Source organism: Agromyces hippuratus (assembly GCF_013410355.1).
Classification (GTDB): domain Bacteria; phylum Actinomycetota; class Actinomycetes; order Actinomycetales; family Microbacteriaceae; genus Agromyces; species Agromyces hippuratus.
Genome location: NZ_JACCFI010000001.1, coordinates 418,650 through 438,756, shown reverse-complemented (window position 1 = coordinate 438,756; position 20,107 = coordinate 418,650). Strand labels below are relative to the sequence as shown.

Here is a 20,107-nt window from a genome sequence, read left to right as displayed (position 1 = left end):
TCGAACCGGAACAGCCTCGCGCCCCCCGCTGTTCTCTCCAGTGAGCGTCGCAGCCGGCGGCGCCGAACAGGAGGACCACGTGTCACAGGACTACCGGAAGACTCCCGAGGCCATCGCCCGCCTCACACCGAAGCAGTACTCGGTCACGCAGGAGGACGGCACCGAGCCGGCCTTCCGCAACGAGTACTGGGACCACCACGAGCCCGGCCTCTACGTCGACGTCGTCTCGGGGCAGCCGCTGTTCGCCTCGACCGACAAGTACGACAGCCGCTCGGGCTGGCCGAGCTTCACGAAGCCGATCGAACCCGACGCGGTGACCGAGAAGACCGATCGCTCGCTCTTCATGAAGCGCGTCGAGGTGCGGTCGAGCGGCGCCGACAGCCACCTCGGCCACGTCTTCGACGACGGCCCTCGCGAGGCCGGCGGGCTTCGCTACTGCATGAACTCCGCGGCCCTGCGTTTCGTTCCGCTCGCCGAGCTGGACGAGGCGGGCTACGGTCGATACCGCGCACTGTTCGAGAACCAGGAGAACGCACGATGACTGCACGAACCGAGACCGCGATCCTCGCCGGCGGCTGTTTCTGGGGCATGGAGGACCTGATCCGCAAGCGCCCCGGGGTGATCAGCACCCGCGTCGGCTACACGGGCGGCGACGTGCCGAATGCGACGTACCGCAACCACGGCACGCACGCCGAGGCCATCGAGATCGTGTTCGACCCCGAGACGGAGTCGTTCCGCGACCTCCTCGAGTTCTTCTTCCAGATCCACGACCCGTCGACGAAGAACCGCCAGGGCAACGACATCGGCACGAGCTACCGCTCCGCGATCTTCCCGACGAGCGACGAGCAGGAGGTCGTCGCGTACGAGACGATCGCCGACGTCGACGCCTCCGGTCTCTGGCCGGGCCCGGCGACGACCGAGGTCGCGCCCGCCGGTCCGTTCTGGGAGGCCGAGCCCGAGCACCAGGACTACCTGGAGAAGTACCCCAACGGCTACACGTGCCACTTCGTGCGGCCGGGCTGGAAGCTGCCGAAGCGCGACAGCGAGCCCGCGGCGTAGTTCCACCACCACTCGGGCCCCGGCGATCGATGATCGTCGGGGCCCGACTGCGTGCGCCGGTCGGACCGCGCCGGTCAGACCGCGTCGAGCATCCGCCGCGCCTCCGCGACGACGATCGGATCGAGGCATCCGGCCGCGAACCCGGCGATGCGGCGATCGATGTCGCGTCGGATGACGCGCGTGCCGATCCACTCCGCGATCGGGCGGATGACCGCGGGGCGGCACACGAAGTTGTACTTCCAGCTCGCGAGCGTGTCACCGCTCCCGTGGGCGGAGAAATGCCAGCCGCCGCCGAGCCGCTCGAAGAACCACGGGGCGTCGACGACCCGCATGCCGACGCTCGTCGGCGGTCGATACGACACGTACTCGCTCACCATGCGCGCACCCCGTCGCGAGACCGTCACCGTGCGCACCCCCTTCGCGGCCCGGGTCGCACCGTCGAGGAAGTACTGCTCGCGGATGAACGTGTCCCAGCGCAACCGCACCTCGCCCGTGGTCTGCGACACGGCGAACGCGAGGGCCGGGTCGACGGGAACGACCACGGTGGCCGTGATGACGGGCATGCGCCCAGCCTACGCATCGGCGGGTCCCGAGTGGATCGCGGCGCAGTGTGGTGCGAACCGGACTCCGACGTGCAAGATGAGCTGGTGCAACCACTCAGCGACGAGCGGGCACCCCTCGAGGGTGTCATCGAGACCTCCACCGGCGCCCTCCGCGGCGAGACCATCGACGGCATCGCCCGGTACCTGGGCGTTCCGTATGCCGCACCGCCCTTCGGCGAGCGCCGGTTCCGCCTGCCGGAACCGGTCGAACCGTGGCAGGGGGTCCGCGACACGACGGCCTTCGGACCGACCGCTCCGCAGGCGCCCTATGCCGGGGCGCTCGGCGAACTGCTGCCGACGGTCGCGATCCCGGGCGACGAGATCCTGCACGTCAACATCTGGGCACCGGCGGATGCCGCGGGCGCGCAGCTGCCCGTCATGGTCTGGATGCACGGCGGATCGTTGAAGCACGGGTCGAACGCGCTGCCCGGCTACGACGGGTCGGCGTTCGCCCGCGACGGCGTCGTGTTCGTCTCGGTCAATTACCGACTCGGCTCCGAGGGCTTCTCGGTGCTCGAGGGCGCTCCGCTCAATCTCGGCCTGCACGACCAGCTCGCCGCCCTCAGGTGGGTGCAGCGCGAGATCGCCGAGTTCGGCGGGGATCCCGACCGGGTCACGGTCTTCGGCCAGTCGGCCGGCGGAGCGACCGTCGCCGCCCTCGCCGCGTCGCCCGTCGCGAGTGAGGTGATGCAGCGGGCGATCGTCATGAGCGGGCCGCTCGAGGTGAAGTCTCCCGCCGATGCGGGCAGGATCACCGCGCTCATCGCCCGCGAACTCGGCGTGCCCGCCACTCGCGACGCCTTCGCGGCGATCGATCCCGATCGGCTCGTGGCGGCGCAGGCCAAGGTGCTCGCGGGCAGCTCGCCGCTCGGCGGCGGTCCGGCGTTCTCCATCGCGACCGACGACGACCTCGTGCCCGCTTCGCCCGCCGACGGCTTCGCAGCCGGCGCCTCGTCGAACGTGCCGCTCCTCATCGGCACGACCACGGAGGAGTACCGCCTCTGGCTCGTGCCGAGCGGCGCCGTGGACAAGATCACGCGCCTGCATCTGGCCCTCGGGAGGCGAGCTGCCAAGATCTCGGCGGCTGCCGTGCGTCGGTACCGCGCCAACCGGCCCGGGGCGAAGCACGGCGAGGTGTTCGGCGCGATCCTCACCGACGTGCTGCTGCGACGTTCCGAGTACCGGGTTGCCGATGCACGGGCGACGGCCGGCGCACCGACATGGGTCTACGAGTTCGCGTGGCGCAGCCCGGTGCGCGACCTCGGCGCGGCGCACGCCGTGGAGCTCGGGTTCGTCTTCGACGGGCTCGCCGCGCCCGACTCGGTGGCGCTCGCCGGGGCATCCGCGCCGCAGTCGCTCGCCTCGGCCATGCACGAGGCGTGGGTCGCCTTCGCGACCGCCGGCGAACCCGGTTGGCCGCGGTGGGGCGCCGAACGCACTTTGCGCATTTTCGACGGCGTCGACGACCCGGTCGCTCCGGCACCCCGACTCGATGAGCTGCAGGAACTCGGCGGCTGAGGCGGTCGGGCCGTCCGGCGGCGGCACCGTCAGGCCGCGGCCGAGCGGACCCGATCGTGCAGCAGCTTCGTCGCGAGCCCCAGCGCCTGCTCGGCGGCGGGCTGGCGCTGCGCCGGCACGGATGACTCGCTGAGCACCGCGATGGCGAGCGCACGACCATCGGCGTGCTCGAGCACGCCGACCTCGTGGCGCAGGTGCAGGAACGTGCCGGTCTTCGAGTGCCACGCGGCATCGTCGGACTCCAGGTCGGGTGCGAGTCGCTGACGCATGACGTTCATCGCCAGCAGGCCGCGCAGCCGCTCCTTCTGGCCATCGATCGCGGGCGACCGCCAGATGCGGTCGAGGAGCTCGACGCACGCGTTCGCGGTGCCCGCGTTCGCGCTCGACACGTCGAGCTGCGGAATCAGGTGCCCGCCGCCTCGGGTGGACGCCCGGATGGCGAGCGCGAGCGCCTGCGGCATCTGCTCGGGCGGCAGCACGCTCGCGAGGGTGCGGTGCAGCTCGCGGATCGAGTGGCGCACCGTGATGCCCGCGATGCCCGCCTCGCGCAGCGACGCCGTGACCGCATCGGGCGGGCAGAGGTCGAACAGGGCGTCGGCCGCGGTGTCGTCGCTCAGGCACACGGCCATGTACAGGAGGTCCTCGATCGAGACGGTGGTCGGATGCCGGAACCGGGAGTAGCCGGTCTGCCCCGGCGTTCGATCGGCGGGTTCGAGCATCACCGGCCGGGCCGGGTCGAGCCGCCCGTCGTCGATGCGCTGCAGCACGGCGAGCGCGAGCGGAAGCTTCACGACGGAGGCGAGCGGGTAGGCGTCGTCGGCCGCGATCGACAGCTGCCGCCCGCTCCCGAGATCGCGCACCACGATCGAGGCGCGCAGGCCCGCCGAGTGCAGCACGTCACCCGCGTCGCGGAGCACGGCGCGATCAGTCTGCATGCGTTCCGCCTCGAGTCGGTCGGGTCTCGGACGGACCGCCCGCGACCGGGGCGGACTGCAGCAGCTCGGCGACGTCGGCACCGGCGAACTCGAGGAATCGTGCGAGGAGCTCCCGCTCGCGCCCGGCCACGGCGTACCCGCGCACCAGACGCAGATCTCCGAGCGCTCGCCATCGGAGCCCGAACGAGACGGCCTCTGAGCCCGTGCAGAGCACCAGGTCGTCGCCGCCGAGCCCCGCCGACATCGCGGCGATGAGCGACGGCGCGGTTCGCAGCTGGGTGGGCGCGAGTCCCGCGCCGTTCCGCACCCGCTCGAGGCGGTCGCGAACATGCGGCACGTCGTCTTCGGGCGCCAGCCAGAGCCTGACGAGCGAGCGGATGCCGCGGCGCGGTCGCAGCTCGGAGAAGAAGAAGTCGCCCTCCGTCGGGCCCGTGCCCGCGACCCCGAGCGGCACCGCCCATCGGGCGCGATCGGGCGCGACGGGCTCGATGTCGAGCGAGGTGCGCCCTGCCGCGAACGCCGCCGCGCGTTCCGCCGGAAGCCCCGGCAGGAACTCGACGGTCATCGACCGGCTCGATGCCGCGGCGGCGATCCTCGCGGCCACGGCGGCGTCGAAGGAGTGCGGCATGCCGATCGTCACGGGGAGCCGATGCGACCGCTCGGCGTCTTCGGAGAGTTCGAGCGCCGCGTCGACGAGTTTGATCGCACTCGGCAGCACTCCGCGACCGAACTCGGTCAGCACCACGCGGCGCGAGGTGCGCTCGAAGAGGCGTGCTCCGAGGTGCTGCTCGAGGGCCGCGATGCGCCGACTGGCAACGGATTGGGTGACACCGGCTCCGATGGCGCCGGCCGTGAAGCTCTCCCGCTCGGCGACGGACACGAACGCCTCGCACGCGGCCCGGAGGTCGAGGTGTCGCGACATGCATGCGATTCTGGCATCGATCGGCATGATTCGTGCTTTGCCTGCATCGACGGGTCGCCGACAGACTCCCGGACATGATCAATCGACCGACTTCCAGCCAGCTCTCCCGACGATCCCTGCTCGCCATCGGCGGCCTCACCACGGCCGGCGCGGCGGCCGCCGCGTTCTCGGCGACACCCGCCGTCGCAGCACCGGCAGCGCCAGCGGTCGGCGGCCACCGGCGCCTGACGGAGGCCATCGCAGAACTCGAGCGGGCGACCTCCGTCACCATCGGCGTCACCGCGCTGTGGCACGACTCGAGGCGGGCCTTCCGCTATCGCGGCGACGAGCTCTTCCCGATGTGCTCCCTGTTCAAGACCTTCGCCGCCGGCGCCCTCGTGCAGGCACGTGGCTACGACGACGTCTACTGGGCGAAGCCGATCCCGTTCACCGACGCCGATGTCGTCGGCAAGGAAACGAGGCTGAATCGGATGACCTGGCAGGCCACGCCTGAGGAGATGGCCGACGCCGCCATCCGCTACAGCGACAACACCGCCGGCAACCTGCTGCTGCGCGAGCTCGGCGGTCCGCAGGCCGTGACGGCCTTCGCCCGATCCCTCGGAGCCACCCGAACCCGCCTCGATCGGCCTGAGCCGCAGGTCAACGAGGCGACGCCCGGCGACGAGCGCGACACGTCGACGCCCGACGACATCGCGTTCCTCCTCCAGCTCCTGCTCATCGACCAGGGCGCCGGCGCCCTCACCACCGCCCGTCTGCAGGAGTGGATGCTGCGGAACACGACCTCGGGCAAGCGGATCCTCGCGGGCCTGACGCCGCCGTTCGAGCTCGCCGACAAGACCGGCCTCGGCGGCTACGGCGTGGTCAACGACGCCGGCGTCGTCTGGCGCCCGGGCGAGGAGGCGCTGACGCTCGCGATCCTCACCCGCACCGATCGCGCCGACGCTCCGAGCAACCACGACGTGCTCGGCGACGTGACACGTCTCATCGCCGCGGTCTGACGCCCGCTGAACCGCCGACGACGGACTCAGAGCCGCTGCGGCCCCGACCCGTGCTCGCCGAGCTCGTCGTCGGGGTTCAGCAGCCGGCAGGCCTTCATCGAGAGGCAGCCGCAGCCGATGCATCCGGTGAGCTCGCGTTCGAGCTGTTCGATGCCGAGGCGACGCAGTTCGAGCTGCCGCTTCCAGCGGCGTGACGCCCGCTGCCAGTCCTCGTGGCTCGGGGTCGTGTCGAGCGGCACGTTCTCGAACGCCGTCTGCACGTCGGAGAGCGGGATGCCGAGCCGCTTGGCGACCGAGATGAGCGAGACCCGGCGCAGCATGTGGCGCGGGTAGCGGCGCTGATTGCCACCGGTGCGGTGCGAGGCGATGAGTCCGAGATCTTCGTAGAAGCGCAGGGCCGACGGCGCGACACCGGTGCGCCGGCTCATCTCGCCGACGGTCAGCAGCTCGTCGGGCGCGTGCTTGCCGGTCGATGCCGGCTCGGCCTCGAGTGCGTCATGCTGCGACATCCGACCCCCTCGTTTTGACTTCAAGGGTACTTGAGGTTTTACGGTAGAGGCATGCGAATCGTGAAGTCGGTGACCGCCAGGTGACGTATGTGATCGCGCTGCCCTGCGTCGACGTCAAAGACAAGGCCTGCATCGACGAATGCCCCGTCGACTGCATCTACGAGGGTGAGCGCTCGCTCTACATCCACCCCGACGAATGCGTCGACTGCGGTGCATGCGAGCCGGTCTGCCCCGTCGAGGCCATCTACTACGAAGACGACCTGCCCGACGTCTGGGCCGACTACTACAAGGCCAACGTCGAATTCTTCGAGGTGTCGGTCGGCGGGGCGACGCCGCTCGGCTCCCCCGGCGGTGCAGCGAAGACCGGCATGCTGGCCTTCGACCACCCGATCATCGCAGCGCTTCCTCCGCAGGAGGCGCACGCATGACGGATGCCGCAACCGCGCACCGGGCCATCGCCACGGCCGACGCGTTCAAGGCCGCGTTCCGCGACCACCCGGCCGGTGTCGCGCTCATCACCGGCGCGACCCCCAGCGGACCGGTCGGCCTCACCGCCTCGAGCGTCGCGTCGGTCTCGGCCGAACCTGCAGCGCTGTCGTTCTCGGTGACCCGGGCCACGGGCTCGGCGGGCGCGCTGCTCGCGGCCGACAGCATCGTCGTGCACTTCCTCGGCGCCCAGCACGTCGACGTCGCCCGCGCATTCGCCCGATCGGGCCAGCCCCGGTTCACGCCCGAGCAGGGTTGGTCGCAGCTCGAGACCGGCGAGCCGTGGCTCGCCGACTCCCCCGCGGCGCTGCGCTGCCGTACGCTGCACGTGGTGCCGGTCGGCGGGTCCTCACTCGTCGTCGCCGAGGTGCTCGACGTGTTCCTCGGCGACCAGGCGCCCTCGCTCGTCTACCGCGATCGCCGATTCCACCGCCTCGACCACGCCGCCCCCGAACTCTGACCTCGTCGTCCCACGCCGCCGCATCGCACCCGCGATCGGCACATCGAAAGGAAGCATCCGGATGCCCGCCTATTCACTGCCCGAACTGCCCTACGACTACTCCGCGCTCGAGCCGCACATCTCGGCGACGATCATGGAACTGCACCACTCGAAGCACCACCAGGCCTACGTGACGGGCGCGAACACCGCGCTCGAGCAGCTTGCGGAGGCCCGCGAGAGCGGCAACCTCGCGAACGTCAACAAGCTCGAGAAGGACCTCGCGTTCAACCTCGGCGGCCACGTCAACCACAGCGTCTTCTGGCAGAACATGTCGCCCGACGGCGGCGGCTCCCCCGAGGGCGAGCTGGCTGCGGCGATCGACGACGGCTTCGGCTCGTTCGACGCCTTCCGCGCCCACTTCACCGCGACGGCGCTCGGCGTGCAGGGCTCGGGCTGGGCGGTGCTCGCCTGGGACAGCGTGGGCGCCCGCCCCGTGATCTTCCAGCTCTTCGACCAGCAGGGCAACGCGCCGCTCGGCGTGACCCCGCTGCTGCAGCTCGACGTGTGGGAGCACGCGTACTACCTCGACTACCGCAACGTGCGTGCCGACTACGTGAAGGCGTTCTGGGAGATCGTGAACTGGACCGACGTGCAGGCGCGGTTCGCGGCCGCCAGCACCGCCACCAACGGCCTCATCGTGCCGAGGGCCAGCTGAGCACTCCGCCCGAACCCCCTCGCGCGCCACGGCGCCGGCGCAGACCGCGCCGGCGCCCGTCGGTCGCGCTCCTCGCGGTGCAACTGCGGCGCTACGGGCTGCTCGCCCTGATCCTCCTCACGGCGATCGGCACGTTGATCGCCTGGTTGAGCCAGTAGGCGGTATCCCTCTCGAGCCGACTCGACTAGGCTGGGAAGTTCTGTTCCAGACGACCCCACGGGGTCGCCGAAAGGGAGGAATTCCGCGATGACCACGGAATCCGTGTGGATGACCCCGGCCGCACTCGAGCGGCTCGAGGCGGAACTCGTCGAGCTCTCGCGGCCCGGCCGAACGCTGACCGACACCGAGCAGGCGCGCGCCACCGAGCTTCGTGCGATGGTGCGCAACGCCGAGGTCGGACTGAAGCCCGACGACGGGCTCGTCGAGCCCGGCATGCGCATCACGGTGCGGTTCGACGACGACGCGGAGCCCACGAGCTTCCTGCTCGGCAGCCGCGAGCTCGCCGACCTCGACGCGACCGTCGACCTCGACGTCTACTCGCCGACCTCGCCGCTCGGCGCGGCGATCACCGGGCACTACGTCGGCGACGTCGTCACCTACCAGGCGCCGAATCGCGCCGTGCAGGTCACGGTGCTCGAAGCCGTGCCGTTCGGCTGATCGAACGAGAATCGAGCGGATGCCGCGGGTGCACGCCACCCGCGGCATCCGCTCGTCTGCTGCGCCGTTTCCTGCGCCGTTTCGCGCACGCCGGGTCTAGCGTGGGGTCATGCCCATCGAAGAGCTCCACGGAGTGCGCGTCGACCTTCTCGACGTCGACGGCCCGGCGATCGCGACCGATGACGACACCTCCGACCTGGTGGGCGGCGCGTGGTCGAGCCGGGCGAACCTCATCGCGATCCCGGTCGAACGGCTCGACGAACGGTTCTTCGACCTCTCGACCGGCTTCGCCGGCGAGGTGCTCGGAAAGTTCGGCAATTACCGCCTGCGCGTCGCGATCGTGGGCGACGTGACCGAGCACACGGCGGCGAGCGATGCCTTCGACGCGTTCGTGCGGGAGGCGAACCGAGGCGATGCCGCGTGGTTCGTGCCCGACACCGCAGCCCTCGCCGCGAGGCTCGCGGCACGTCCCCGACGCTGAGGGCGGGTTCAGCACGCTCCGGGCACGATCGCGGTCGAAATACCACTGGCTCAATGCAAGATCTTGCCTGATACTTGCAGCATGTCTCACTCGGTAGTGCACTTGACCTCCGCCGGCGTCTCGTTGCTCCTGCGCATCCACCCCACGGGTCTGCCCGAGGTGACGCACTGGGGCCGCGAGCTCGGCGAGCTGACGCCCGACGAGCTCCAGATCGCGTGCGTCGTCGGCGAGCAGGTCCCCGCGACGAGCGGCCCGGATGCACGCCTCGCGCTGACCATCGTGCCGGCGCACGGTGACGGATGGTTCGGCAGGCCCGGAGTGGTCGGAGGCCGCGACGGCGGTGCCTGGTCTCCGCGATTCACCGTGGTCGAGACCGCCCTCGGCGACCGGACGATCGCGCCCGGCGACACGATCTCGAGCGGAGCGGGGCGCCTCGCCATCCGCGCCCGCGACGACTGGGCAGCGCTCGAGCTCGAACTGGGCATCGAGATGGAGGCATCCGGAATCGTGACCATGCAGGCCGCGATCCGCAACACCTCGGTCGACCCGTACCGCCTCGACGCGCTGCGACTCGTGCTCCCCGTGCCGACGTATGCGAGCGAGGGGCTCGACTTCACCGGACGCTGGGGCAACGAGCGCTGGCCGCAGCGATTCACCGTCGGCCACGGCGTGCACTCGCGTGAATCCCGTCGCGGGCGCACCGGCTTCGATGCTGCGCTGCTGCTCTGCGCCGGCACCCCCGGCTTCACCTTCCGCCACGGCGAGGTCTGGTCGATGCACGTCGGCTTCAGCGGCAACCACGAGCACTACCTCGAGCGCACGTCGAGCGCCGCGGTGCTCGGCGGCGGCGAGCTCCTCCTGCCCGGCGAGGTCGTGCTCGCGACCGGCGAGGAGTATCGATCGCCGCTCGTCTACGCCTCCTACGGCACGGGTCTCGACGGCGTCGCAGCCCGTCATCACGCGTCGCTGCGCGCCCGGCCGCACCATCCGCGATCGCCGCGTCCCGTCACCCTCAACGTCTGGGAGGCCGTCTACTTCGACCACGACTTCGACAAGCTCGCCCGGCTCGCTGCGATCGCGGCCGACCTCGGGGTCGAGCGGTTCGTGCTCGACGACGGCTGGTTCCTCGGCCGACGCGACGATCGCGCGGGCCTCGGCGACTGGATCCACGATCCCGCCGTGTGGCCGAACGGCCTCGACCCGCTCGTCTCGCTCGTCACCGACCTGGGCCTGCAGTTCGGCATCTGGGTCGAGCCCGAGATGGTCAACCTCGATTCCGACGTCGCGCGGGCACACCCCGACTGGATCATGCGGGCACGCGACACGCTGCCGATCGAGGGGCGCAACCAGCAGCTGCTCGACCTCACGAATCCGGCGGCGTACGAGTACCTCAGGGACCACTTGTCGACACTGCTCTCGGATTCGCGCATCGGCTACCTCAAGTGGGACCACAACCGCGATCTCGTCGAGGCCGGCAGCGGGCGCGACCTGACACCCGCGGTGCATCGTCAGACCTTGGCGACCTATCGACTGATGGACGAGCTCCGGGCCGCGCACCCCGGCCTGGAGATCGAGAGCTGCAGCTCCGGCGGCGGCCGCGTCGATCGCGGGGTCATCGAGCACACCGATCGTGTGTGGGCCTCCGACAACATGGACCCGCTCGATCGGATGCGGATCATGACCGGCACCGGCCTGCTGCTGCCCCCCGAGCTCATCGGCTCGCACGTCGCCTCGCCGACGTCGCACACGACCGGCAGGACGCATTCGCTGCCGTTCCGTGCCGCAGTGGCCCTGATCGGCCATCTCGGCGTCGAATGGGACCTCACGACTGCATCGCGCGAGGAGCTCGCCGAACTCCGCGGATGGATCGAGCGCTACGTCGGCCTGCGGCAGTTGCTGCACACGGGCGAGGTCGTGAACGGCGACCGTGCCGGCCAGGACGCCGTCGTGCGCGGCGTGGTCGCCGCCGACGGATCCGCGGCGTTCTACACGATCATCGCCGCAGAGCACGGGCCCGACTCGACCCTTCGGTTGCGGCTGCCCGGACTCGACGCGAGCTCGCGCTACCGGGTTCGCGCCGAGATGCCGGGCATGACGGAGGTCGAACTGGCGGAGGTCGACGGCATCGGCGCGTACGGTCTCTTCTCCCCCGTTCCCATTGCGCTGCCGGGTGGCATCCTGATGACATCGGGGGTGGAGATTCCGGCGTTGCGCCCGGAGACGGCCGTGCTCGTGCACCTCGAGCGCGAGTGATCGAGACCGTCGCGTCGGAAGGGAACCGAATGGCCAAGGTCGGGCTGAGCGCCGTCGCCGAGGCGGCCGGAGTCAGCGAGGCGACGGTGAGCAGGGTGGTCAACAATCCCTCCGTCGTCGCCGCTGAGACGCGCCGCGTCGTCGAGGAGGCGATGCGCCGCGTCGGCTACACGCGACCGACGCACGGCAGCCTGGTGCTGCTCGTGACCCCCGGCATCCGGGATCCGTTCTTCGCGCACCTCTCCGATCGGATCGCCGCAGCTCTGGGCCTCCAGGGGCTTCGTGCCGTCATCTGCTCCGCGCCGGTCGGCGGAACCCAGGAGCTCGACTTCGTGGGCGCCATGGTCGACGCCGGGGCGGTCGGCGTGGTCTTCGTGTCGGCGAGCAACACCCTCGATGAGGCGGAGCCGGCGGTCCATCGCCTGCTCACGAGTCGAGGAATCCCGTTCGTGTGCATCAACGGCAACTTCCCCGGCGTGCCGGCGCCTGGGCTCTCGACCAACGACCTGATGGCGTCGGAGCTCGCGGTCGACCACCTCTGGCGCCTCGGCCACCGCCGCATCGGGCTGGCGGCCGGGCCGGTCGGCAACCGCCCCAGCGAGCTGCGTGTGGAGGGCTTCATCGCCGCGCTGCGGATGCGCGGTGACGACGGCCCGTTCCACGTCGTGCGCCATGAGTACAGCATCGAAGGCGGCATCTCGGCGACGACCGCGCTGCTCGATGACTCGCCCCTGACGGCGATCGTCGCGGCGAGCGACGAGATCGCGCTCGGAGCCGTCCGAGTCGTACGACGACGTGGGCTGCGCGTTCCGGAGGACATCTCGATCGTCGGCTACGACGACGTCTACCCGCTCGACTACGCCGACCCGCCGCTCACCTCGGTGCGGCAGCCGCTCGAGCGACTGGCCGAGGCGGTCGTGCCGGTGATGACGCGCCTGTTGAAGCACCGGGCCGTGCATCGCGGCGAACTCCTCTTCGAGCCCGAACTCATCATCCGCAGCTCGACCGCGATTCCGCCCGCCCCGAGCCGACGGCATGAAGGCCGTGGCTGAGCGCGGAACGGCGTCCACGGCGGTGCGCCCGGACACGACGGCCCTCGAGCAGCCCATCGACAGGGCGTCGCTGACGGCGTACCGGTCGCGGTTGCCGGCATCGATCCGGCCGAGCCTCGCCGCGGTCTTCTGGCCGACTGGGGTGCTCCTCGTCGCGGCCCTCGTGCTGCTCGCGTTCTGGGCCTCGCTGCTCGGCGACGACCTGCTGTCGCCGTCCGACCCGGGCGAAGCGTTCGCGGCATGGTTCCTGCTGCTGCCCTACCTCGGGTTCGTCGGAGTGTCGACCGTGCTCCTCGTTCGCAGCCTCGTCCGGCGCACCGGTCGGCGCCAGTACCGCCTGCACCGATTCGCAGCGGCGAACGGCATGACCTATGCACCGGTGCAGCCCGGCCCGCAGCTCCCGGGCATGATCTTCACGCGGAGCGGCACGGAGCGCGCCTACGACGTGGTGGCGCGGGGCGGGAGGCATCCCGTCTCCATCGCCAACCATCACTCGACGACGGGCGAGGGCAAGGGCCGCGAGCGCCACCGATGGGGATACGTCGCTGTCCGGCTGCCGGCATCGCTGCCGCACATCGTGCTCGATGCGAAGGGCAACAACGCGCTCGGTCGCCGCAACCTGCCGATCGAGTTCGCCCGGAGTCAGCGACTGCGCCTCGAAGGCGACTTCGACCGGTACTTCGAGCTCTCCTGCCCCGAGGGGTACGAGTCGGACGCGCTCTACCTGTTCACGCCCGACGTGATGGCCGCGTTCATCGACACCGTGGCGGAACTCGATGTCGAGATCGTCGACGACCACCTGTTCCTGTACTCGCGCAAGGACCTCTCGACGCTCGATCCGGCGACCTGGGTGTGGTTGTTCTCCGTCGTCGACGCACTGACCGAGCGCGTGTCGCGATGGGAGCGCTGGCGCGACGAACGACTCGGCTCCACCCACGTGACGTCGTCGGCCGAGGGCGCTCCGGTGATCCGCCGCCCACCACCCGGTGTCGCCAAGCAGGGCAGACGGATGAGGCGCCGCGTCGAGTGGTTCTGGATCGTGGGCGGCCTGCTCGTGTTCCTGATCGGCGTGTACTCGATGATCGAAGACGCCGTCACCTGAGGCGCGGACCGGGCCCGTCGAGTTCGGCGAGCGCCGCGGTGATCGTGTGCTCGATCAGCGCAGTGTCGATCGTCTGCAGCCCGGGGAGCAGCGCGCGCATGAGCAACGGCCCGGTGAGCAGGTCGCTGATCCACTCCACGTCGACGGAGGCGTCGACGACCCCGCGATCGATCGCACGCTGCACGGCACGCGTCGTCGCGGTGCGCCGCGGGCCGAGGAACTCCTCGGAGAAGCGCCGCGCGGCATCGGATTGGAGCGAGAGGTCGTCGATCAGGCCCGGGAGACCGCGCACGATGAGCGGGTGGGTGAACAGCTCCAGCCGATGGCGCTGGATCGTGCGGAGGTCGGTCTCGAGGTCCCCGGTGTCCACGCCCGGATCGGTGCCGAAGCGGTCGCTCAGCACCGCGATCGCGAGCTCTGCGGTCGTGCGGAATCGCCGGTACACGGCGGCACGCGTCGTCGCGGCATCCTGGGCCACCCGGCCGATCGTGAGGGCCCGGTAGTTCTCGACCTCGATGATGCGCGCCGCCGCGTCGAGGATCGCCCGATCGATGCTCTCGTGTCGAGGCCGTCCCAACGGTGTTGCCGCCATACGATACATTCTGTACCGTAAAGCACGAGCCCGCATCCGACCACGATGACGGAATCGCCCGGCCGGGGACACGATCACGACGGCCTCCAGATCCTGACGTTCCCGCACTCCGCCGAGGTGTCCATGCACGCTCCACTCCCCCGTCTCTCCCAACGCTCCGGCGGCACGACGCGGTCGCCGGTGCGCGATCTCCTCGCGCTGACCGAGAACCCCGACGTCATCTCGTTCGCCGGGGGCCTGCCTGCCCCCGAACTCTTCGACCTCGACGGCCTCCGGCGCTCGTTCGACGCGGCGCTGGCCGAACCGGGCGGTCTGCAGTACTCGACCAGCGAAGGCAATCCGGTGCTGCGCGAGTTCATCGCCGACCGCTACACGGCCCAGGGCCTGCCGACGACGCGCGACGAGATCCTCATCACGACGGGATCGCAGCAGGCCCTCAGCCTGCTGGCGCTCTCACTGCTCGACCCGGGCGACGTGGTGCTCGTCGAGCGGCCGAGCTATCTCGCGGCGCTCCAGGCCTTCACCATGGCAGGGGCGCGCATCGTCAGCGTGCCCATGGCCGCCGACGGCATCGATCTCGACGCGCTGAACGTACTGGCCGAGCAGCACCGCCCGAAGCTCATGTACACGGTGCCGACATTCCAGAACCCCACGGGCGGCTCGCTCGGGCGCTCGACACGCGACGGCCTCACCGGTCTCGCGGCCCGACACGGCTTCCGCGTCATCGAGGACGAACCGTACCGTGAACTGCGCTACTCGGGTGATCCGCTGCCGTACCTCGCTGCTCTGACGAACGAACACGTCATCACGGTCGGCAGCTTCTCCAAGGTGCTCGCCCCCGGCCTCAGACTCGGTTGGATCCGGACCCGGGCGGACCTGCACTCCGCGGTCGTCGTCACGAAGCAGTCCGCAGACCTGCACACGTCAACCGTCGACCAGGCCGCCGCGGCGCACTACCTGACCGCTGGCGGCCTCGAGACCGCCCTCGACCGCATCCGTGCGGCCTACGGCGAGCGCCGGGACGCGATGCTCGCGGCCCTGCCGCAGACGCTCCCGGCCGGGAGCACGTGGAGCACCCCGCACGGCGGGATGTTCGTCTGGGCGACGCTGCCGACCGGCCACGACAGCACGCGCCGGCTGACTTCGGCGATCGAGCAGTCCGTGGCGTACGTGCCTGGGGCCCCGTTCTATGCGGAGCGGCCGGATGCCTCCACGATGCGACTCTCGTTCACGACCTACGAACCCGCGACGATCCGCGAAGGGATGAGCCGCCTGGAGCGATCGTTCGCGCAGCCGTGACGGTCGTGCTCAGCTCGCGGACGGGCCGCCGACCCGAACGAGCATCTTGCCGGTGTTCGCGCCGCGCATCATGTCGAGGAACGCGTCGACGGTGTTGTCGATGCCGTCGACGATGGTCTCGTCGTAGGCGATGCGCCCCTCTGAGAACCAGCCGGTCATCTTGCCGTTGAACTCCGGCGCGAGGTGGAGGTAGGCCGCGAGCGTGAACCCCTCGACCGACAGCCCGCGGGTGATGATGTTCGCCAGGTTGTCGGGTCCGGCCGTCTTCTCGGTCGTGTTGTAGCTCGTGATCGCACCGCAGAGTGCGATCCTGCCGCCGTCGTTCATGACGTCGAGGGCGGCCTCGAGGTGGTCGCCGCCGACGTTGTCGAAGAACACGTCGACCCCGTCGGGGGCGAGTTCGGCGAGCTGCTCGCGCACCGGGGCATCCTTGTAGTTGAACGCGGCGTCGTAGCCGTACTTCTCGGTCAGCAGGCGCACCTTCTCGGCCGAGCCGGCCGAGCCGATGACCCGGCCCGCTCCGAGCAGCTTCGCGATCTGACCGGCAGCGGTGCCGACGGCACCGGCGGCGCCCGAGACGAAGACGGTGTCGCCGGGCTTCATGCCCGCGATGGCGGTGAGGCCGACGTAGCCCGTCAGCCCCGTCATGCCGAGCGTGCCGAGGTACAACGACAGCGGCACCCCCGGGATCTCGGGCACGACGCGGAAGGTCGTCGCGTCGTGCTGCACCAGGTCCGACCAGCCGTGCTGGTGCAGCACCACGCTGCCGACGGGGAACGATTCGACCTCGGATGCCACGACACGGCCGATCGCCCCGCCGGCGATGGTCTCGCCGAGGGCGTACGGCGCGACGTAGCTGCGCACGTCGTTCATGCGACCGCGCATGTACGGGTCGACCGAGACGAACTCGTTCTGCACGCGGATCTGCCCGGGCTGGAGCTCGCCGTACGCGACGGTGGCGACCCGGAAGTCGGCCGGAGTCGGCCACCCCTCGGGGCGGGCGATGAGCTGGATGTGCGTGCTGGTCGCGTTCGACACGTGCTGCTTCACTTTCCCGGCCTCGTGGGCCGTGTTTCATGTAACGATCGTTCTAATATATACTGGACTGACCGTTCCGCAAAAAAGGGAGCCGGCACATGGGTCGCCAGCAGACGTTCGACACCGCCGAGGTCGTTCGCGCCGCGCGTACCGTCTTCTGGCAGCACGGGTACGAAGACGCGTCGATTCCCGACCTCGAAGCGGCGACGGGGCTCAAGCGGTCGAGCATCTACAACGCGTTCGACAGCAAGCGCGGGCTGTTCGATGCCGCCGTGAACAGCTACCTCGACGAGGTCGTCCGCCCGAGGATCCGCCCCCTCATCACCGAGCCGGTCTCCCCCGATGCCATCGTCGAGTACCTCACGGGACTTCGGGCGGCGCTCGGGCAGGCCGGTTCGTTCCACGCCGAGAACGGCTGCCTGCTCATCAACGCCGCAGGCGCACCGATCGCCCACGACGCGGCCGTCCGCGAGTCGGTCGCCGCCTATCGCGCCGAACTGCACGCGGCAATCCGCAACGGCGTCACCGCAAGACACCCCGATCGCCCCACCGGCGAGGTCGATCGTCTCGCCGAGACCTGCACGGCCCTCGTCGTCGCGACCTTCGCCCTCACCCGCGTCGATGCCGGCGCGGCGCTCGGCAGCCTCGACGCCGCGCGGCGACTCGTCGACTGACGCTCCGTGCACGGGCGGCCGTCAACCGAACGGCACGCGTCGTCGGCACTCAGCCATTCGGTCCGTCGTAGTAGCCCGGCGGCGCGACGAGCACCGACTGGAAGTAGTGACCCTGCTCTTCGTCGGGGTTCTCGTCGTCGACGAACGGGCGCCACAGCGACAGCAGGAGCGCCGGTGCCACGTAGCTGCGGCCGCCCTCGTCCTCTTCGAGCTCCGTGAACTCGGAGAGCTGCTCCACGACTCGCGCGGCCGGCGTGCCCAGCAGGTCGATGCCGCGGTACTCGACGCGCACCGGGCCGTAGGGGCGTGACACCTCGATCGCGCCCACCGTTCCGCCGGGGGCGGGTTCGAGTTCGATCGACATGCCGCTGTCGTAGACCGCAGGCAACCCCGACTGCGGATCGTGGCCGTCGATCTCGGCGAGCGCGCGCTCCGCCTCATCCATGGTCATGCCGATTCGGACCGGCCCCACGCCTTCGGGGGGAACAACGTCGATGATCATGCACCTCACCCTGTCACAGCGGAGGCGCGGGAGACAGCCTGACCAGCAGAAGCCAGGTGTCGTCGTCGGGCTCGACGGAGGCGGTCTCGACCCGGTAGCGGCCGGGCGTGAGATCGACGCGCAGCGACGACGTGCTGCCGAGATCTTCCGCTGAGAAGGCCGCGTCGAAGAGCACGACGGGCCCGGGCACGTCCCAGTGCGTCGCCTCCTCCCACCCGGCAACCTCCATCGCCCCCCCGAGCGCGCCCGCCGCGGCCTCCTCGCTGTCGGCGGCCAGCCTGCGGAGGAACAGGGAGCGCTCCGAGACGAAGGTCGTGGGGGCCGGGTCGTCGCCGAGGACGAGGGCGGGCGTGCCGCCGACGTCGATCACCCCCGCGTACCCGGCAACCGCGCAGGCACGCCCGTAGTCGCTGCGCTCCGCTTCGGCGTCGTCGTCGTCGTCCAGATCCTCGTCCTCATCGTCCGCCCCGGTCCAGGCCTCGAGCACCGACTCGGGCACGGCGATCAACGGCCCGCCCCCCGTTCCGACCCATGCGACGTTCGTCTCGTCGCTCATCAGACGTCGATCCACTCCGTGCCGTCGCCCGGGCGGATCCGTGCCAGCCCGGACAGCCCGAGTCCGACGAGCACGCCCAGCACGCGTCTCACCACCTCGTCGCGCTCAGCCGCGGGATCGACGTCGACATCGAGGTGCGCGCCGAACGCACCGGAGCCGGCGCCGCTCACCTCGCCGACGCCTTCCAGCGCCTCGTTCAGCTCGTCCTCGACGTCGTCCCGGTCGACCGGGAGCCGGCCGTCGAAGCGGATCTCCATGAAGTCCATGCTCCATCCTCACTCGGAGACGCCTGCAGGTCGATGGCGATGTCACGCTCGGCGGTGTCGACCGATAGCGTCGGAGGGCATGCGGCATCCGCTCGAAGGAGAATCGGTGAGAGACCAGGTCGACACAGTCGTGATCGGTGCGGGGGTGGCGGGCCTGACCGCCGCTCGACTGCTGGCGAGAGCCGGGCGCCGGGTCGTGGTGCTCGAGGCACGCGATCGGGTGGGCGGCAGGGTCTGGACCGAGCGCGGGGACGGGCTCGTCACCGACCTCGGCGCCTCGTGGATCCACGGCGTCACGGGCAGCCCGGTCGCCGCGGCGGCCGCGGCGTTCGACATGCCGATGGTCGAGTTCACGGTGGGCGGGTATCAGCCCGACAGCCGCCCGATCGCGTACTACGGCCCCGATGGCGAGCGACTCGCGGATGCTGCGGCGCAGCGTTTCGCGGGCGACATCCGCACGGTCGATGCTGCGCTCGTCGAGGCGGTGGCGGCATCCGACCCGGATGCCTCGTACCGCGACGTGACCGAGGCGGCGCTCGCCGCGGTGGTCGCCGCCCAGCACTGGGACGCCGAGCGCACCCAGCGCGTGCGCGAGTTCCTCGAGCATCGGTCGGAGGAGCAGTACGGGGCGTGGATCGAGGATCTCGCCGCGCACGGTCTCGACGACGACTCGATCGACGGTGTCGAGGTCGTGTTCCCCGAAGGATACGACCGGCTGCCCGATCGTCTCGCGGCCGGACTCGACATCCGATTCGAGCACGTCGTGTCCCACGTGAGCTGGTCGGCAGACGGGGTCGTCGTCACGACCGACCGGGGCGTGTTCACGGCCGGCGACGCCGTGGTGACAGTGCCGGTCGGCGTGCTGCGTTCGCCCGAGTTCGTCGTCGAGCCGCCGCTTCCCGACCCCGTGGCGGGTGCGCTCGGCCGACTCGAGATGAACGCGTTCGAGAAGGTCTTCCTGCGGTTCCCCACGAAGTTCTGGGACGACGGGGTCTACGCCATCCGTCAGCAGGGGCCCGAGAGTCGCTGGTGGCACTCCTGGTACGACCTCACCGACCTGCACGGCACGCCCACGCTGCTGACCTTCGCGGCGGGACCCACCGCTCGAACGACTCGAGCCTGGGACGAGGAGCGAGTCGTCGAATCCTTGCTCGCACAGTTGCGCAGGCTCTACGGCGAGCGCGTGCAGGAGCCGAGCGCCGTGCACATCACGGCGTGGCAGGATGACCCGTTCGCGCGTGGTTCGTACGCCTACATGACGGTCGGCTCCACGACGGCCGACCACGACGACCTCGCGACGCCCGTCGGCGGCGTCCTCCACCTGGCCGGCGAGGCGACCTGGACGGATGACCCGGCGACGGTGCCTGCGGCGATGTACTCCGGGCACCGGGCGGCGTCGAACATCCTGGGCCGCGAGATCTCGATCGACGAGGTGTGGGCGGACTGACCGAA

The 20,107-nt window shown here is 70.5% G+C and carries 24 protein-coding genes; 15 read left to right on the top strand and 9 right to left on the bottom strand.

Annotated elements, in window-relative coordinates; genetic code table 11:
• The first annotated feature begins 79 nt into the window (after positions 1 to 79).
• Together msrB and msrA are read left to right on the top strand one after the other, a co-directional pair.
• Complete coding sequence (gene msrB, locus BJY17_RS02080; RefSeq protein WP_179549914.1) at positions 80 to 541, top strand: peptide-methionine (R)-S-oxide reductase MsrB; 462 nt, start codon at positions 80 to 82, stop codon at positions 539 to 541.
• Positions 538 to 1,059, top strand: a complete 522-nt coding sequence (gene msrA / locus BJY17_RS02075) for a peptide-methionine (S)-S-oxide reductase MsrA (protein WP_179549913.1) — start codon at positions 538 to 540, stop codon at positions 1,057 to 1,059. Before msrB ends, msrA begins: the two co-directional genes overlap by 4 nt.
• A gap of 74 nt (positions 1,060 to 1,133) precedes the next feature.
• Here msrA and BJY17_RS02070 read toward each other — a convergent pair whose 3' ends face one another.
• The gene (locus BJY17_RS02070) at positions 1,134 to 1,622 is read right to left on the bottom strand and encodes an SRPBCC family protein (protein WP_179549912.1); all 489 of its coding nucleotides are present in this window, start codon (positions 1,620 to 1,622) and stop codon (positions 1,134 to 1,136) included.
• An 84-nt stretch (positions 1,623 to 1,706) separates the two neighbouring features.
• Between BJY17_RS02070 and BJY17_RS02065 the strand changes: the two genes are divergently transcribed.
• Positions 1,707 to 3,179, top strand: a complete 1,473-nt coding sequence (locus BJY17_RS02065; protein WP_179549911.1) for a carboxylesterase/lipase family protein — start codon at positions 1,707 to 1,709, stop codon at positions 3,177 to 3,179.
• A gap of 29 nt (positions 3,180 to 3,208) precedes the next feature.
• Here the strand turns inward: BJY17_RS02065 and BJY17_RS02060 are convergent, their stop codons facing one another.
• Both BJY17_RS02060 and BJY17_RS02055 read right to left on the bottom strand, forming a co-directional pair.
• Complete coding sequence (locus BJY17_RS02060; RefSeq protein ID WP_179549910.1) at positions 3,209 to 4,114, bottom strand: serine hydrolase; 906 nt, start codon at positions 4,112 to 4,114, stop codon at positions 3,209 to 3,211.
• Positions 4,104 to 5,036: a LysR family transcriptional regulator gene (locus tag BJY17_RS02055; protein WP_179549909.1), complete on the bottom strand. Its 933-nt coding sequence runs from the start codon at positions 5,034 to 5,036 to the stop codon at positions 4,104 to 4,106. Before BJY17_RS02055 ends, BJY17_RS02060 begins: the two co-directional genes overlap by 11 nt.
• A 74-nt stretch (positions 5,037 to 5,110) precedes the next feature.
• Between BJY17_RS02055 and bla the strand changes: the two genes are divergently transcribed.
• Positions 5,111 to 6,034 carry a class A beta-lactamase gene (gene bla, locus BJY17_RS02050; protein ID WP_179549908.1) on the top strand — a complete coding sequence of 308 codons (924 nt, stop codon included), beginning with the start codon at positions 5,111 to 5,113 and terminating at the stop codon, positions 6,032 to 6,034.
• A 26-nt stretch (positions 6,035 to 6,060) separates the two neighbouring features.
• On the opposite strand, the gene soxR is transcribed toward bla, so the two are convergent.
• On the bottom strand, positions 6,061 to 6,543 hold the full coding sequence (gene soxR / locus BJY17_RS02045) for a redox-sensitive transcriptional activator SoxR (RefSeq protein ID WP_179549907.1): 483 nt from the start codon (positions 6,541 to 6,543) through the stop codon (positions 6,061 to 6,063).
• An 80-nt stretch (positions 6,544 to 6,623) separates the two neighbouring features.
• On the opposite strand from soxR, the gene fdxA reads away from it, so the two are divergent.
• The 8 genes from fdxA (at position 6,624) to BJY17_RS02005 (ending at position 13,728) form a co-directional block, all read left to right on the top strand.
• A complete protein-coding gene (gene fdxA, locus BJY17_RS02040) occupies positions 6,624 to 6,971 on the top strand; it encodes a ferredoxin (protein ID WP_179549906.1) in 348 nt (115 codons plus the stop codon).
• The gene (locus BJY17_RS02035) at positions 6,968 to 7,489 is read left to right on the top strand and encodes a flavin reductase family protein (protein ID WP_179549905.1); all 522 of its coding nucleotides are present in this window, start codon (positions 6,968 to 6,970) and stop codon (positions 7,487 to 7,489) included. Before fdxA ends, BJY17_RS02035 begins: the two co-directional genes overlap by 4 nt.
• 61 nt (positions 7,490 to 7,550) lie before the next feature.
• The gene (locus BJY17_RS02030; protein WP_179549904.1) at positions 7,551 to 8,183 is read left to right on the top strand and encodes a superoxide dismutase; all 633 of its coding nucleotides are present in this window, start codon (positions 7,551 to 7,553) and stop codon (positions 8,181 to 8,183) included.
• Between the two features lie 246 nt (positions 8,184 to 8,429).
• Positions 8,430 to 8,840 carry a GreA/GreB family elongation factor gene (locus tag BJY17_RS02025; RefSeq protein ID WP_179549903.1) on the top strand — a complete coding sequence of 137 codons (411 nt, stop codon included), beginning with the start codon at positions 8,430 to 8,432 and terminating at the stop codon, positions 8,838 to 8,840.
• A gap of 109 nt (positions 8,841 to 8,949) precedes the next feature.
• Complete coding sequence (locus tag BJY17_RS02020) at positions 8,950 to 9,321, top strand: DUF4180 domain-containing protein (protein ID WP_179549902.1); 372 nt, start codon at positions 8,950 to 8,952, stop codon at positions 9,319 to 9,321.
• An 81-nt stretch (positions 9,322 to 9,402) separates the two neighbouring features.
• On the top strand, positions 9,403 to 11,574 hold the full coding sequence (locus tag BJY17_RS02015; protein WP_179549901.1) for an alpha-galactosidase: 2,172 nt from the start codon (positions 9,403 to 9,405) through the stop codon (positions 11,572 to 11,574).
• Positions 11,575 to 11,603: 29 nt separating this feature from the next.
• Positions 11,604 to 12,626, top strand: coding sequence for a LacI family DNA-binding transcriptional regulator (locus BJY17_RS02010; protein WP_179549900.1), 1,023 nt, complete (start codon positions 11,604 to 11,606; stop codon positions 12,624 to 12,626).
• The gene (locus BJY17_RS02005) at positions 12,610 to 13,728 is read left to right on the top strand and encodes a hypothetical protein (RefSeq protein ID WP_246303631.1); all 1,119 of its coding nucleotides are present in this window, start codon (positions 12,610 to 12,612) and stop codon (positions 13,726 to 13,728) included. The genes BJY17_RS02010 and BJY17_RS02005 overlap by 17 nt, the downstream gene beginning before the upstream one ends.
• Here BJY17_RS02005 and BJY17_RS02000 read toward each other — a convergent pair.
• Positions 13,721 to 14,320: a TetR/AcrR family transcriptional regulator gene (locus BJY17_RS02000; protein ID WP_179549899.1), complete on the bottom strand. Its 600-nt coding sequence runs from the start codon at positions 14,318 to 14,320 to the stop codon at positions 13,721 to 13,723. The genes BJY17_RS02005 and BJY17_RS02000 overlap by 8 nt on opposite strands.
• A gap of 45 nt (positions 14,321 to 14,365) precedes the next feature.
• Between BJY17_RS02000 and BJY17_RS01995 the strand changes: the two genes are divergently transcribed.
• The gene (locus tag BJY17_RS01995) at positions 14,366 to 15,619 is read left to right on the top strand and encodes an aminotransferase-like domain-containing protein (protein WP_246303630.1); all 1,254 of its coding nucleotides are present in this window, start codon (positions 14,366 to 14,368) and stop codon (positions 15,617 to 15,619) included.
• A gap of 9 nt (positions 15,620 to 15,628) precedes the next feature.
• Here the strand turns inward: BJY17_RS01995 and BJY17_RS01990 are convergent, their stop codons facing one another.
• The gene (locus tag BJY17_RS01990; RefSeq protein ID WP_179549898.1) at positions 15,629 to 16,657 is read right to left on the bottom strand and encodes an NADP-dependent oxidoreductase; all 1,029 of its coding nucleotides are present in this window, start codon (positions 16,655 to 16,657) and stop codon (positions 15,629 to 15,631) included.
• A 98-nt stretch (positions 16,658 to 16,755) separates the two neighbouring features.
• Between BJY17_RS01990 and BJY17_RS01985 the strand changes: the two genes are divergently transcribed.
• Entirely contained in the window at positions 16,756 to 17,331 is a 576-nt protein-coding gene (locus BJY17_RS01985; RefSeq protein ID WP_179549897.1) for a TetR/AcrR family transcriptional regulator, read from the top strand.
• 49 nt (positions 17,332 to 17,380) lie between these two features.
• Here the strand turns inward: BJY17_RS01985 and BJY17_RS01980 are convergent, their stop codons facing one another.
• The 3 genes from BJY17_RS01980 to BJY17_RS01970 are packed head-to-tail and all read right to left on the bottom strand — an operon-like array spanning position 17,381 to position 18,655.
• Positions 17,381 to 17,833, bottom strand: coding sequence for a hypothetical protein (locus tag BJY17_RS01980; RefSeq protein WP_179549896.1), 453 nt, complete (start codon positions 17,831 to 17,833; stop codon positions 17,381 to 17,383).
• A 13-nt stretch (positions 17,834 to 17,846) separates the two neighbouring features.
• Entirely contained in the window at positions 17,847 to 18,389 is a 543-nt protein-coding gene (locus tag BJY17_RS01975; RefSeq protein ID WP_179549895.1) for an Imm21 family immunity protein, read from the bottom strand.
• Complete coding sequence (locus BJY17_RS01970; protein WP_179549894.1) at positions 18,389 to 18,655, bottom strand: hypothetical protein; 267 nt, start codon at positions 18,653 to 18,655, stop codon at positions 18,389 to 18,391. The genes BJY17_RS01975 and BJY17_RS01970 overlap by 1 nt, the downstream gene beginning before the upstream one ends.
• A 106-nt stretch (positions 18,656 to 18,761) precedes the next feature.
• Here BJY17_RS01970 and BJY17_RS01965 point away from each other — a divergent pair, with 106 nt between their 5' ends.
• Positions 18,762 to 20,102: a flavin monoamine oxidase family protein gene (locus BJY17_RS01965; RefSeq protein ID WP_322789719.1), complete on the top strand. Its 1,341-nt coding sequence runs from the start codon at positions 18,762 to 18,764 to the stop codon at positions 20,100 to 20,102.
• Positions 20,103 to 20,107 lie beyond the last annotated feature (5 nt).

What these genes read in the sequence shown, in the direction of transcription:
- msrA (WP_179549913.1), top strand. Translation starts at nt 538, where the DNA reads ATGACTGCACGAACCGAGACCGCGATCCTCGCCGGCGGCTGTTTCTGG.
- BJY17_RS02070 (WP_179549912.1), bottom strand. Translation starts at nt 1,622, where the DNA reads ATGCCCGTCATCACGGCCACCGTGGTCGTTCCCGTCGACCCGGCCCTC.
- BJY17_RS02060 (WP_179549910.1), bottom strand. Translation starts at nt 4,114, where the DNA reads ATGCAGACTGATCGCGCCGTGCTCCGCGACGCGGGTGACGTGCTGCAC.
- BJY17_RS02055 (WP_179549909.1), bottom strand. Translation starts at nt 5,036, where the DNA reads ATGTCGCGACACCTCGACCTCCGGGCCGCGTGCGAGGCGTTCGTGTCC.
- bla (WP_179549908.1), top strand. Translation starts at nt 5,111, where the DNA reads ATGATCAATCGACCGACTTCCAGCCAGCTCTCCCGACGATCCCTGCTC.
- soxR (WP_179549907.1), bottom strand. Translation starts at nt 6,543, where the DNA reads ATGTCGCAGCATGACGCACTCGAGGCCGAGCCGGCATCGACCGGCAAG.
- BJY17_RS02035 (WP_179549905.1), top strand. Translation starts at nt 6,968, where the DNA reads ATGACGGATGCCGCAACCGCGCACCGGGCCATCGCCACGGCCGACGCG.
- BJY17_RS02030 (WP_179549904.1), top strand. Translation starts at nt 7,551, where the DNA reads ATGCCCGCCTATTCACTGCCCGAACTGCCCTACGACTACTCCGCGCTC.
- BJY17_RS02025 (WP_179549903.1), top strand. Translation starts at nt 8,430, where the DNA reads ATGACCACGGAATCCGTGTGGATGACCCCGGCCGCACTCGAGCGGCTC.
- BJY17_RS02020 (WP_179549902.1), top strand. Translation starts at nt 8,950, where the DNA reads ATGCCCATCGAAGAGCTCCACGGAGTGCGCGTCGACCTTCTCGACGTC.
- BJY17_RS02015 (WP_179549901.1), top strand. Translation starts at nt 9,403, where the DNA reads ATGTCTCACTCGGTAGTGCACTTGACCTCCGCCGGCGTCTCGTTGCTC.
- BJY17_RS02010 (WP_179549900.1), top strand. Translation starts at nt 11,604, where the DNA reads ATGGCCAAGGTCGGGCTGAGCGCCGTCGCCGAGGCGGCCGGAGTCAGC.
- BJY17_RS02005 (WP_246303631.1), top strand. Translation starts at nt 12,610, where the DNA reads ATGAAGGCCGTGGCTGAGCGCGGAACGGCGTCCACGGCGGTGCGCCCG.
- BJY17_RS02000 (WP_179549899.1), bottom strand. Translation starts at nt 14,320, where the DNA reads ATGGCGGCAACACCGTTGGGACGGCCTCGACACGAGAGCATCGATCGG.
- BJY17_RS01995 (WP_246303630.1), top strand. Translation starts at nt 14,366, where the DNA reads ATGACGGAATCGCCCGGCCGGGGACACGATCACGACGGCCTCCAGATC.
- BJY17_RS01985 (WP_179549897.1), top strand. Translation starts at nt 16,756, where the DNA reads ATGGGTCGCCAGCAGACGTTCGACACCGCCGAGGTCGTTCGCGCCGCG.
- BJY17_RS01980 (WP_179549896.1), bottom strand. Translation starts at nt 17,833, where the DNA reads ATGATCATCGACGTTGTTCCCCCCGAAGGCGTGGGGCCGGTCCGAATC.
- BJY17_RS01975 (WP_179549895.1), bottom strand. Translation starts at nt 18,389, where the DNA reads ATGAGCGACGAGACGAACGTCGCATGGGTCGGAACGGGGGGCGGGCCG.
- BJY17_RS01970 (WP_179549894.1), bottom strand. Translation starts at nt 18,655, where the DNA reads ATGGACTTCATGGAGATCCGCTTCGACGGCCGGCTCCCGGTCGACCGG.